Here is a 12,262-nt window from a genome sequence, read left to right as displayed (position 1 = left end):
TTGTTATACAAAAAAGCCCCACGCAAGGTACTTTTTACACCTTACGCAGGGTTGTTTAAGAATTATGCTCCGTAAATATAGTAGGGATTTTGTCCGCTGTACAGGCTGCGGCGGTTCCACACCGTGTGGGTGGCCAGATACTCCGCCCAGGCGCGGTAGCCCGAGGGCGTGAAATGCACACCGTCCGCTGTCTGATAATCGTCGATCTGGCTGCCGTCCGCCGGGTTGGTCAGCACTTCGCGGATGTTGACAAAATAGCAGCCCTTCCGCAGCGCCAGATTGGCCAGCAGATCATTGACGGTGGCAATGCGGGCGTTGTCCAGTCCTGGCTTGGACTGCACAACGGTCTCCTGCACGCCGGGGATCGCCTGGATGTAGTAGATAACCCCCGGGTTCAGCTGTTCCCGCAGCATGTCGATCAGACGCTCATAGAAAGCCAGGAAACTCTCCTCGTTGCCCTGGGTCACCAGGTTGTTGGTGCCCACCAGGATATAGACATAGTCGGGCTGGCTGGCCACGATGGTCTCCATGGGCGTTTCCTCGATATTGGTGACGGCATTCTTCATCGTGGTGTTGTTGACGAAGCTGTTGACACCCGCGCCGATATAGGTCGCATAGTGGGCGTTGGGGTAACCGGTGGTATAGATACCCAGGCCCGAGGCGATGCTGTCCCCCACAAAGGTGACCGTATCAAAATACTGGTTGGTGACGGTGCCCAGCATGGGGACGCCGATCATCCGGTGATCGGTATTGAGATATTCGGTGTCGATGGTCTGTGCCACCGCCGTGGAGGTATTCCAGGTGGCGGTATCCACAGCCTGCAGGATGCGCTCCGGGGATTTTCCGGTGGCCGCTGCGGGCTGGGGCGTGGCGGACTGCTCCGGCGTGGCCGTAACGGCGGGCGTGGCCGTGGAAGCCGGCGTGTCCTCTGCCGTGCCCTGTTTCTGATGCCAGAACCAGCCGGCCGCCGCACACAGCAGCGCCAGCAGAATGACCAGAACCAAAACCGCGCGGCGTTTGCGGCGGCGCCGGGCGAATTCATTGCGGTAGGTATAAAAATCAGCCATGTAAAGCTCCTGATGTTTGTTGCATTGTGATGCCTCTATTATAGCGCGTTTGCCGGGCAGGGGCAAGGGGCCCGCCAATCTTTTACAATCCCGTCCGATCTGTCGCCTATCTTTCACTTGACGGCTTCGTCCCCGCCCCCTATAATAAAAAGAGAATGACTTCTTCAAAGGAGGCGCTGCTTTATGGCGTGGATGATCGTATCCGACAGTTCCTGTGAGATCCGGGGACTGCAGCATCCGGCCCCCGGGGTGCAGTTTGCCCTGGTTCCCTTCAAGATCCGGATCGGGGAACGGGAGTATGTGGACCTGCCAACGCTGAACGTACCGCAGATGCTGCAGGCCATGACCGATTACAACGGGGCCAGTACCAGCGCCTGCCCCAGCCCCGAGGAGTGGGCCGAATACTTCCTCCAGGCGGACAAAGTCATTGCGCTGACCATCAGCAGCAGCCTTTCGGGCAGCTACAACGCGGCGCTTTCCGCCCGGGAGATGGTCCTGGAGGAACACCCCGAAAAGCAGATCTTCATTCTGGACACCCTGAGCTGTGCCGGTGCGCTGGGCGATGCCGCCGAGCTGGCCAACAAACTGATCGGCGAGGGACTTGGCTTTGAGGATGTCTGCTTTGCCCTGAAGAAATTTGCCGCCACCACCCACATCCTGTTCGCACTGGCCAGCTTTGACAACCTTGCCAAAAACGGGCGCGTCAACCGGGTGGTGGGCTTCATCGCCGGGCGGCTGAACATGCGCGTTCTGGGCCGCCGCACCCATGACGGCAAGATTGACTTCTTCTTCAAAACCCGCGGTGAGAACCGGGTGCTGGCCCGGATTCTGGAGCAGATGGACGAGGACAAGTTCGACGGCATCCATCCGGTGCTCATCAGCCAGTGCAACAATATGAACGCCGCCAAACTGCTGGAACACGGCATTCACACCAAGTGGCCGGAGGCCACGGTGCGGATCCTGCCCTGCTCCGGCCTGTGCAGCTTCTATGCCCAGGATCAGGGCCTCATCATTACCTATTGATGCCCGGTTTTTCCGGTCCCATACGATGCAACAAAAAAGTCCCGGTTTCCCCGGGACTTTTTCTTATGCCTGTTCGCGCTCTTTCTTTTTCTTCATCCGCTCCACAAAGGCGGCGCGCTGTTTGTTCCAGCGGGCATCCGCCTCCGGCGTGGCCGGATCGGTGCAGCGCCCGAAGCTCCAGTGCAGGCCGTCGCGCCGGCTGAGCTTGAACCGCACGTACCAGGGTCCGCAGTACGGGCAGGTGCTGCGGGTGTAATACCCGGTATTGCCGCGCTTGAGCCATACCTCATCGTGGGTCAGCGGTGTGCCGCACTCCGGGCAGTTGACCCGGTTCAGTTCCGGCGCGTTGCGGTAGTCGTCGTGGTCCAGGCGGTCCGGGAATACCTGCACGTCCCGCGCCGCGGTGTCATCTCCCAGCAGCGCTTCCCGCAGCAGTTCCTCATCGGTGGGATAGGTGGCCAGGCCTTCGGCCAGCGGCAGCTTGCGGCAGACCCGCGCCGTGTACAGCGCATCGTCCAGGGCGTTGTGGAAGGGTTCCTCCTTGGGGATGCCCAGCCGATCCACCACGCTCTCCAGCGTCATGCCCTCCCCTTCCTTGCGCGGGTAGGTCTTCAGGAAAATCCGCTGCAGGTCATACCACCGCGCGGGCCAGCTCTCGTCCAGCCCGTTGAGGAAGAGATTCTGCTTGAGCACCGGCACATCGTCCAGTCCCCACTCGGCCAGTTCCGCATCCGGCCCTGCCCAGTCCAGGAACTTCTGCAGGCCCTCTTTCATGGGAAGGCCCGCGTCCAGGTCCCCTTGGCTCAGCCCGGTCACCTTGGCAATATGATGCTGCAGCTTGCGGAAAATTCGCGGCCGCAGATTCACTTCAAAGGTATCCAGCACATCCCCGCGGTCATTGATGCGCGCCGCGCCGATCTGTATGATCTCGCCGCGCATGGTCAATTCCGTTCCATGGTACTGGAACGTCCTGGGCTGATACCCGATGTTCCATTCCAAATCAAAAACGATCAGATTCACGGATCAGTTCTCCTCGTTCAAAATATACTGTTCCACGGCCAGCCCCACGCCGTCGTGGTCGTTGTCCGCTGTCAGGCAGTCCGCCGCAGCCTTCACCGGCGCCTGGGCATTGCCCATGGCCACCCCCAGGCCCGCAAAGCGGATCATCGGCAGATCGTTCCAGCCATCACCGCAGGCCATCAGGTTCTGGGCCGTCAGTCCTTTACTGCGCAGCAGCAAATCCAGAGACGCCGCCTTCTCCACATGCAGCGGCATCGTCTCGATGAAAAAGGGCTGGGACCGATAGATGGACAGCTTGCCGGCAAACTCCTGCTGCATCAGTTCCTCCACGTGGGGCATGTCCACGGGGTCGCCGGTCAGCAGCAGTTTGTGGATGGGATAGTGCACCTCGGCGGGCAGATCCGGCACTTCCCGCACCGGGATCTTGTTGATGCGCGCTTCCTCCTGCACATAGGGGCTGTCTGCGTGTTCCGTCACGATGCCGCCGGCGTCATAGGTCAGAGGCACCACATTCCAGTACCGGCTGAAAGTGCAAACCGGCCCGATCAGATCGGGCGGAAAGGCATGCTGCACCAGCGTTTTCCCGGTCTTGCAGTCGATGATCTTGCCGCCGTTGTAGCTCAGGATACAGCCGCCGAACTTTTCCAGCTCCAGCTCCCGCGCCAGCGGCTGGATGCCCACCGTCGGCCGTCCGCTGGCCAGCACAATGCAGACGCCCCTCCGGGCCGCCTCCTGCAGCGCCGCCTTGGTCCGCGGCGTGATGATCTTCTCGCTGTTGGTCAGTGTGCCATCCAGATCCAGCGCTAATACCTTGTATTTCATACTTCCGTCCCCTTGGTCCAGTTTATGCCTATTGTACTCTAAAACCACGCTTTGTGCAAGCCGCAATCAGCCCCCGGCATTTTCTCTTGACAAAGTCATCCCCGCCATGATAAGATACTGGCAATGCGTAAGGGAGTAGTCGGCACCGCTGCGGAGCAACGGCGGTGCAGTTCTGCCAACAGAATGGGCCTTCGGGCTCTGGCTTAACTTGAAATGACGAGACTTACCTGTTCCGTTTTGGCGGGGCAGGTGGGTCTCTTTTTATTTTCCAAAACGGAGGCTTTCGCTATGACACTGTTCGACCTGATCCTGATTGCCATCAGCCTTTCGATGGACGCCTTTGCGGTTTCCATCTGCAAGGGCTTGTCCGTCCGCAAGGTGAGTTTCCGCCACGCCCTAACCTGCGGGGTATGGTTCGGCGGGTTCCAGGCGCTGATGCCGGCACTGGGGTATTTCCTGGGAGACCGCTTTTCCTTCCTGCTGACACGCTTCGGCCCCTGGATCGCCTTTATTCTGCTGGCGATCATCGGCGCCAACATGTTCAAGGAGAGCTTCGGCGAGGAAGAATCCCTCAACGACGACTACTCCCCCAAGGCCATGCTGCCGCTGGCTGTGGCCACCAGCATCGACGCCTTCGCGGTGGGCGTAAGTTTTGCCGCCATGCAGGTGGAGATTGTTCCGGCTGTGCTCCTGATCGGATGCATCACCTGTGTGCTGTCCGGGCTGGGTGTCAAGGTGGGCGCCATCTTCGGCGACAAATACCGGGCACCGGCAGAACGGGTGGGCGGCATTGTGCTTATTCTCATCGGGTTGAAAACACTGCTCAGCGGTCTGGGCATTTTCTGATAGACAAAAAGGACGGAGCAGAAGCTCCGTCCCTTTTTGTTGGCTGTACTATGGGCTTTCATTACACGACAAAACGTGTCAGCAGCCCGATGGCAATGCAGAGGATGCCGGCTATCCTCACGCCCAGAATCGCGTTTTTCTCGCGGTCACTGTTCTTCCATCGCGCCGGACAGACCGGGTGCAAAAGAGCAAGCGTCCCATATACAATCCAGGCAAGATTCACCAGAATGCCGGCATGAAACAGAAAGGCCAGCCCATTGGCGGCGACGATCAGCACAATGCCCACCACAACGAGCTTGTCAAATGTCAGTTTTTCCATGGCACAGTTTCTCCTGTTCCTGTGAACTTTCACCGTATGATTTTTTACATTGTACCATGATCTCCCCCGCTGCCGCAAGGTGTTTTGACGGAAGAACCACTGTTATTTGGGCCGGAACAGGCTTTTTCATCCGTACAGCGAAGGTAAACGAATCATCGGTTTACTTCGGCCCGGCTCCGTGTTATGCTTTTATCACAAAGAAGGGGGACTTTTCTATGGATGCAAAAGCTTTCGGTGCATTTCTGGCCAAGACCCGCAAAGACAGAGGCCTGACCCAGAACGCCCTGGCAGAGCAGCTGCATGTGACTGACAAGGCTGTCAGCCGCTGGGAACGGGGCCTGGGTTTTCCCGACATCAACACGCTGGAACCCCTGGCAGACGCCCTGGGGTTGACACTGGCCCAGCTGATGCATGCAGACTCCGGCACCGGAGAGGACGCCGGGCAGCCCCTGGAAGATTTTTTCTCCCTGATGATACCGGGCCATATTCAGTGGACATCTGTTGCCAACGCCATCTTCTGGCTGACCATGGGACTGGCGCTCTGGATTCTGCTGGCCCTTCCCCCTCAGGTCGCTGTGAAGTGGCATCTGGAAAACAGCGGTGTTCTCACACCAAGCCTGACCATGTCCAAACCCGTTGCCTGTCTCATCACGATAGGGCTCGGCACTCTGATGATGCAGCTCTGCAAAGCGGCCGAGCATGGTTTCTTCCGGCACTCCTTTTTCGTCTGGGGAAGAACTTTTCATCCTAGGCTCTTCCCCTGGCTGGAGCTTGCCTTTCATCTGTGTTATACCTGGCTGGCTCTGGGGCCACTTTTCGCAGAGGCCATGATTCTTATGTTCAATTAGAGAAACAAGGCGACGGGAAGATACCTGCCGCCTTCTTTTTATGATCCCTTCCGCGCATTTTCTGCCATTGAACCGTCAGAAAACCCACGAGATGCCTGGCAACCAAACTCACAGGAAACAGCAGTTACAGGCGCGCGTATTGTTCCTCGGTAACAGGCTCCAGCCATTCGTTGCTGCAGCCTTCCCCCGGCACCTCAATGGCAATATGACTGAACCAGCTGTCCGCCTTGGCACCGTGCCAGTGCTTCACCTCCGGCGGAATGGTTATGACAGAGCCCGGGACAAGGCTCACAGCCGGTTTTCCTTCCTCCTGATACCAGCCTTCCCCTGCCGTGCAGATCAGAATCTGCCCGCCGCCCTTCGCAGCATGATGAATATGCCAGTTGTTCCTGCATCCTGGCTCAAAGGTAACGTTGGCCAGAAATACGCCGCACTTGGGATCGGTCAGCGGATTCAGGAAAGAGTGCCCCACAAAATACTGGGCATAGGCGTCATTGGGAGTGCCCGTGCCAAATATATTCTGTTTCTCGAACTGCGCTTTATCGTTCATTTTCATCTTCGTTACCTCCTGCAAGTCGTTTATAAAAGCAGAAGCAAAAGGCCCGGCTATGATGCGGTACTGTTTGTTTCTGTACCCTTATCATACAAGTTAAAGTCCACTTTAAGTCAAGTCCTTTTTCTGAAAATAAAAGCGGCATGCTTGTGTTGCATACCGCTCTGCAAATTCTTGCAAAAGAAAAATACCTGCTCAAACCGAGCAGGTATTTTCTGGTGACCCGTGCGGGAATCGAACCCACGTTAACGGCGTGAGAGGCCGCTGTCTTAACCGCTTGACCAACGGGCCATATAAAAGAGAAGCCGGCATCTACCTATTTTCACAGGCCGTCTCCAGCCAACTATCTTCGGCACAAGTGAGCTTAACTTCTGTGTTCGGAATGGGAACAGGTGGAACCTCACCGTCATCGACACCGGCCATGCACATGACCTTGTCATCTGCTTCTCTTTTTGTTGAGGATGTACCCTCAAAACTGAATATCGAACTGCTTGCAAACAGAGTATCTGATCAAGATGGGGTCAAGCCCTCGACCTATTAGTACACGCTTGCTGAATGGCTCGCGCCACTTACACATTGTGCCTATCAACCTTGTAGTCTTCAAGGGGTCTTACCTGATTGACTCAGTGGGATATCTTATCTTAAGGCCGGCTTCACGCTTAGATGCTTTCAGCGTTTATCCGATCCGAACATAGCTGCCCAGCTGTGCCACTGGCGTGACAACTGGTGCACCAGAGGTTCGTCCATCCCGGTCCTCTCGTACTAGGGACAGCGCCTTTCAAATATCCTGCGCCCACGACAGATAGGGACCGAACTGTCTCACGACGTTCTGAACCCAGCTCGCGTACCGCTTTAATTGGCGAACAGCCAAACCCTTGGGACCGAATTCAGCCCCAGGATGCGATGAGCCGACATCGAGGTGCCAAACCTCCCCGTCGATGTGGACTCTTGGGGGAGATCAGCCTGTTATCCCCAGGGTAACTTTTATCCGTTGAGCGATGGCATTTCCACTCACATACCACCGGATCACTAACTCCGACTTTCGTCTCTGCTCGACCCGTCAGTCTCGCAGTCAGGCTCGTTTATGCGTTTGCACTCTTTCATCTGGTTTCCGTCCAGATCGAACGAACCTTTGAACGCCTCCGCTACATTTTAGGAGGCGACCGCCCCAGTCAAACTGCCCGCCTGACAATGTCCCCCGCCCTGATTCAAGGGCGCAGGTTAGAATTCCAATGTCGCAAGGATGGTATCCCAACGTCCGCTCCACTAAGGCCAAAGCCCTAGCTTCCTAGCGTCCCATCTATCCTGTGCATGCAACACCGAAACCCAATATCAGGCTACAGTAAAGCTCCATGGGGTCTTTCCGTCTTGTCGCGGGAAACCGGCATCTTCACCGGTACTACAATTTCGCCGGGCGGGCTGTTGAGACAGTGCCCAGATCATTACGCCTTTCATGCGGGTCAGAACTTACCTGACAAGGAATTTCGCTACCTTAGGACCGTTATAGTTACGGCCGCCGTTCACTGGGGCTTCAATTCAATGCTTGCACATCTCCTTTTAACCTTCCAGCACCGGGCAGGCGTCAGCTCGTATACGTCATCTTTCGATTTAGCACAAACCTGTGTTTTTGGTAAACAGTTGCCTGGGCCTATTCTCTGCGGCTCACTCTCGTGAGCACCCCTTATTCCGAAGTTACGGGGTCAACTTGCCGAGTTCCTTAACAACCCTTCTCCCGTTGGCCTTAGAATCTTCTTCCTACCTACCTGTGTCGGTTTGCGGTACGGGCACCTTAGATATACACGCAGCTTTTCTCGCCTCTCATTCAGCCAGACTTCGGTACTAAATTTCCCTCGATCACTACCGGAACCAACACCCGGCTCTGACCTTCAAAAAGTGTCCCTGCGCTTAAATCTTTCGGTGGGGACGGAATCTCTACCGTCTGTGCATCGGCTACGCCTTTCGGCCTCACCTTAGCTCCCGCCTAACTTGGAGCGGACGAACCTTCCTCCAAAAACCTGAGGTTTCCGGCCATGCAGATTCTCACTGCATTCGCGCTACTCATTCCGGCATTCTCACTTCTGTACACTCCACGACCGCTTACGCTATCGTTTCTCCGCGTACACAACGCTCCCCTACCCCGCACCTTACGGTGCAGCCTAAGCTTCGGTTTGTATCTTAGCCCCGTTAAATTTTCCGCGCAAAGACGCTCGACCAGTGAGCTATTACGCACTCTTTAAATGAGTGGCTGCTTCTGAGCCAACATCCTGGTTGTCTGTGTATTTTCACATCGTTTTCCACTTAGATACAATTTGGGACCTTAGCTGTAGATCTGGGCTGTTTCCCTTTTGACAATGAGATTTATCTCACACTGTCTGACTCCCATGCATCGATACTCCGGCATTCTTAGTTTGATAGGCTTCGCTACCCTCTCGGGCGCTAGGCCATTCAGTGCTTTACCTCCGGGTATCTAACATGAGGCTAGCCCTAAAGCTATTTCGGGGAGAACCAGCTATCTCCGAGTTCGATTGGAATTTCTCCGCTACCCACAATTCATCCGCCGCCTTTTCAACGGAGGTCGGTTCGGCCCTCCATGAAATTTTACTTTCACTTCAGCCTGATCATGGGTAGGTCACCCGGTTTCGGGCCCATTGCACGCTACTTAAACGCCCTATTCAGACTCGCTCTCGCTACGCCTCCGCACCTGAAGTGCTTAAGCTTGCAACGTACAATCGCTCGCCGGACCGTTCTACAAAAAGTACCATATCACACGTTGATGTGCTCTATGTGCTTGTAGGCACAAGGTTTCAGGTTCTTTTTCACTCCCCTCCCGGGGTCCTTTTCACCTTTCCTTCACAGTACTATACGCTATCGGTCACTGGGTAGTATTTAGGGTTGGAGGGTGGTCCCCCCATCTTCCGACCAGGTTTCACGTGTCTGGCCGTACTCTGGAACTCGCGCAGCCCTCGCCGTTTTCGCCTACGTGTCTCTCACACTCTCCGGATGGCTTTCCCACACCATTCGGCTAACAGCTTGGGTCCTAAAAGCGGTCCGTACCCCGGAAGGATTTCTCCTTCCGGTTTGCCCTCTTCCGCGTTCGCTCGCCACTACTAACGGAATCTCGGTTGATGTCTCTTCCTCGCCCTACTTAGATGTTTCAGTTCAGGCGGTTCCCCTCCTGCACCTATGGATTCAGTGCAGGATAACAGAGTATGAGCTCTGTTGAGTTTCCTCATTCAGAAATCCCTGGATCAAAGGATGTTTGCTCCTCCCCAAGGCTTATCGCAGCTTACCACGTCTTTCATCGGCTCCCAGTGCCAAGGCATTCTCCTTGCGCCCTTTGTAGCTTGACCGTTGTTTATCTCTCGATAAACATATCTCTTTTCAGATTCTCCATTTGCCAACGAGATTTTACGATGTTTCGCAATTTTTTCGAAGAAAAAATTCCAGAAGCATCGTATGTCGCCGAATTGATTCCTTTGAACCAGTGGCGACTACCGCTTGGTGAAATCATAGATTTTATAAAAAATCAGGAATTTTACTAGCTTAAAATCTCATTTCGCAGTTCTATATTCAGTTTTCAAGGTACATCTGTCCTTCGGACTTTCGTCCGCCGGACTCGACCATCGAGTGTGTTATACTCGCTCAACTCGCTCCGAAGGGGCTCGTTTCGCTTCGTATACCCTCGAGGGTCTCGCATAAGGTTTTGGGTTACCCAGCGCACTGGATAACCAGTGGTGGGCTGAAATGGACTCGAACCATCGACCTCTCGGTTATCAGCCGAGTGCTCTAACCAGCTGAGCTATCAGCCCAAATGGTGGAGATAAAGGGATTCGAACCCTTGACCCCCTGCTTGCAAAGCAGGTGCTCTCCCAACTGAGCTATACCCCCGCGCCTTTATCAGCGTTTCGGGTTTCGCTGTCCCTTATGCTTTTTTGAGGTATCCACCGCAGAATCTACTTCCATCAAGCCACCTGTTCGGTGGCCGATCTGGTAGGTTCGGCTCCGCTTGCGCTTCGCCGCCTGCTGCATCGCGCCTTGCGCGATTCCGAATCATAGATTCGGAGGCATCAGGATCCCTCAAAATTGAACAATACTGAAACTTGATCCCCTGTCCATTCACTCAAAGACCAGCTTTGACTGAATGTCTGACTCCCTAGAAAGGAGGTGATCCAGCCGCACCTTCCGATACGGCTACCTTGTTACGACTTCACCCCAATCACCAGTTTTACCTTCGGCGGCGTCCTCCTTGCGGTTAGACTACCGACTTCGGGTCCCCCCGGCTCTCATGGTGTGACGGGCGGTGTGTACAAGGCCCGGGAACGTATTCACCGCGGCATGCTGATCCGCGATTACTAGCAATTCCGACTTCATGCAGGCGAGTTGCAGCCTGCAATCTGAACTGAGACGTTGTTTTTGAGTTTTGCTCCACCTCGCGGTCTTGCTTCTCTTTGTTAAACGCCATTGTAGTACGTGTGTAGCCCAGGTCATAAAGGGCATGATGATTTGACGTCATCCCCACCTTCCTCCGTTTTGTCAACGGCAGTCTCGCCAGAGTCCTCTTGCGTAGTAACTGGCAATAAGGGTTGCGCTCGTTGCGGGACTTAACCCAACATCTCACGACACGAGCTGACGACAACCATGCACCACCTGTCTCGATGTCCCGAAGGACTTCATGCATCTCTGCACTATGCATCGGATGTCAAGACCTGGTAAGGTTCTTCGCGTTGCTTCGAATTAAACCACATACTCCACTGCTTGTGCGGGCCCCCGTCAATTCCTTTGAGTTTCAACCTTGCGGTCGTACTCCCCAGGTGGATTACTTATTGTGTTAACTGCGGCACTGAAGGGGTCAATCCTCCAACACCTAGTAATCATCGTTTACGGTATGGACTACCAGGGTATCTAATCCTGTTTGCTACCCATACTTTCGAGCCTCAGCGTCAGTTGGTGCCCAGTAGGTCGCCTTCGCCACTGGTGTTCCTCCCGATATCTACGCATTCCACCGCTACACCGGGAATTCCACCTACCTCTGCACTACTCAAGGCCAGCAGTTTTGAAAGCAATTTATGGGTTGAGCCCATAGATTTCACTTCCAACTTGCCGGTCCGCCTGCGCTCCCTTTACACCCAGTAATTCCGGACAACGCTTGCACCCTACGTTTTACCGCGGCTGCTGGCACGTAGTTAGCCGGTGCTTTCTTGTTAGGTACCGTCAATATTCGTCCCTAACGACAGGAGTTTACAATCCGAAAACCTTCTTCCTCCACGCGGCGTCGCTGCATCAGGGTTTCCCCCATTGTGCAATATCCCCCACTGCTGCCTCCCGTAGGAGTCTGGGCCGTGTCTCAGTCCCAATGTGGCCGTTCAACCTCTCAGTCCGGCTACCAATCGTCGCCTTGGTGGGCCGTTACCTCACCAACTAGCTAATTGGACGCGAGTCCATCCTGAAGCGAATAAATCCTTTTCCCCCAATCCGATGCCGGATCGTGGGCTTATGCGGTATTAGCAGTCGTTTCCAACTGTTGTCCCCCACTCCAGGGCAGGTTACTCACGCGTTACTCACCCGTTCGCCACTAAGTTAAATCGGTATCCATCCGAAAACTTCAACCAAATTAACTCCGTTCGACTTGCATGTGTTAGGCGCGCCGCCAGCGTTCGTCCTGAGCCAGGATCAAACTCTTTATAAAATGGTATTAAATCACTTTATAAGTGTTTAATCTTGTAAATCACTCAGACACAATCGCTTGCGTCCTGTTTGAATTACT

8 protein-coding genes, 3 tRNA genes and 3 rRNA genes are annotated in these 12,262 nt (G+C 55.0%); 3 read left to right on the top strand and 11 right to left on the bottom strand.

Going from position 1 to position 12,262, the window contains the following annotated elements; genetic code table 11:
* Nucleotides 1–62: 62 nt before the first annotated feature.
* Nucleotides 63–1,067, bottom strand: a complete 1,005-nt coding sequence (locus tag ABGT73_RS03455; protein ID WP_346668439.1) for a GDSL-type esterase/lipase family protein — start codon at nucleotides 1,065–1,067, stop codon at nucleotides 63–65.
* Between the two features lie 183 nt (nucleotides 1,068–1,250).
* Between ABGT73_RS03455 and ABGT73_RS03450 the strand changes: the two genes are divergently transcribed.
* A complete protein-coding gene (locus ABGT73_RS03450) occupies nucleotides 1,251–2,090 on the top strand; it encodes a DegV family protein (protein ID WP_346668438.1) in 840 nt (279 codons plus the stop codon).
* Nucleotides 2,091–2,153: 63 nt separating this feature from the next.
* Here the strand turns inward: ABGT73_RS03450 and ABGT73_RS03445 are convergent, their stop codons facing one another.
* Both ABGT73_RS03445 and ABGT73_RS03440 read right to left on the bottom strand, forming a co-directional pair.
* On the bottom strand, nucleotides 2,154–3,110 hold the full coding sequence (locus ABGT73_RS03445; RefSeq protein ID WP_346668437.1) for an exonuclease domain-containing protein: 957 nt from the start codon (nucleotides 3,108–3,110) through the stop codon (nucleotides 2,154–2,156).
* A gap of 3 nt (nucleotides 3,111–3,113) precedes the next feature.
* Nucleotides 3,114–3,932, bottom strand: a complete 819-nt coding sequence (locus ABGT73_RS03440; RefSeq protein ID WP_346668436.1) for a Cof-type HAD-IIB family hydrolase — start codon at nucleotides 3,930–3,932, stop codon at nucleotides 3,114–3,116.
* Nucleotides 3,933–4,220: 288 nt separating this feature from the next.
* Here ABGT73_RS03440 and ABGT73_RS03435 point away from each other — a divergent pair, with 288 nt between their 5' ends.
* Nucleotides 4,221–4,778, top strand: coding sequence for a manganese efflux pump MntP family protein (locus ABGT73_RS03435; RefSeq protein ID WP_346668435.1), 558 nt, complete (start codon nucleotides 4,221–4,223; stop codon nucleotides 4,776–4,778).
* Between the two features lie 61 nt (nucleotides 4,779–4,839).
* Here the strand turns inward: ABGT73_RS03435 and ABGT73_RS03430 are convergent, their stop codons facing one another.
* Nucleotides 4,840–5,097: an oxidoreductase membrane subunit gene (locus ABGT73_RS03430; RefSeq protein ID WP_346668434.1), complete on the bottom strand. Its 258-nt coding sequence runs from the start codon at nucleotides 5,095–5,097 to the stop codon at nucleotides 4,840–4,842.
* A gap of 215 nt (nucleotides 5,098–5,312) precedes the next feature.
* Here ABGT73_RS03430 and ABGT73_RS03425 point away from each other — a divergent pair, with 215 nt between their 5' ends.
* Nucleotides 5,313–5,945, top strand: coding sequence for a helix-turn-helix transcriptional regulator (locus ABGT73_RS03425; protein ID WP_346668433.1), 633 nt, complete (start codon nucleotides 5,313–5,315; stop codon nucleotides 5,943–5,945).
* Nucleotides 5,946–6,069: 124 nt separating this feature from the next.
* On the opposite strand, the gene ABGT73_RS03420 is transcribed toward ABGT73_RS03425, so the two are convergent.
* The 7 genes from ABGT73_RS03420 to ABGT73_RS03390 all read right to left on the bottom strand — a co-directional run bounded on the left by ABGT73_RS03420 (nucleotide 6,070) and on the right by ABGT73_RS03390 (nucleotide 12,184).
* Nucleotides 6,070–6,501: a cupin domain-containing protein gene (locus ABGT73_RS03420; RefSeq protein WP_346668432.1), complete on the bottom strand. Its 432-nt coding sequence runs from the start codon at nucleotides 6,499–6,501 to the stop codon at nucleotides 6,070–6,072.
* A 213-nt stretch (nucleotides 6,502–6,714) separates the two neighbouring features.
* A tRNA-Glu gene (locus ABGT73_RS03415) sits at nucleotides 6,715–6,789 on the bottom strand.
* A gap of 12 nt (nucleotides 6,790–6,801) precedes the next feature.
* Nucleotides 6,802–6,918 (bottom strand): 5S ribosomal RNA (rrf, locus tag ABGT73_RS03410).
* A 97-nt stretch (nucleotides 6,919–7,015) separates the two neighbouring features.
* Nucleotides 7,016–9,848 (bottom strand): 23S ribosomal RNA (locus ABGT73_RS03405).
* A 382-nt stretch (nucleotides 9,849–10,230) separates the two neighbouring features.
* A tRNA-Ile gene (locus ABGT73_RS03400) sits at nucleotides 10,231–10,307 on the bottom strand.
* A gap of 3 nt (nucleotides 10,308–10,310) precedes the next feature.
* A tRNA-Ala gene (locus tag ABGT73_RS03395) sits at nucleotides 10,311–10,386 on the bottom strand.
* Between the two features lie 269 nt (nucleotides 10,387–10,655).
* A 16S ribosomal RNA gene (locus tag ABGT73_RS03390) occupies nucleotides 10,656–12,184 on the bottom strand.
* Together the 16S, 23S and 5S rRNA genes with 3 tRNA genes alongside form the textbook arrangement of a ribosomal RNA operon.
* Between the last annotated feature and the right edge of the window lie 78 nt (nucleotides 12,185–12,262).

This window comes from uncultured Subdoligranulum sp. (genome assembly GCF_963931595.1).
GTDB lineage: Bacteria > Bacillota > Clostridia > Oscillospirales > Ruminococcaceae > Gemmiger.
Note: the sequence above shows the minus strand (reverse complement) of the source record. Positions and strands in the feature narration are given on the sequence as shown.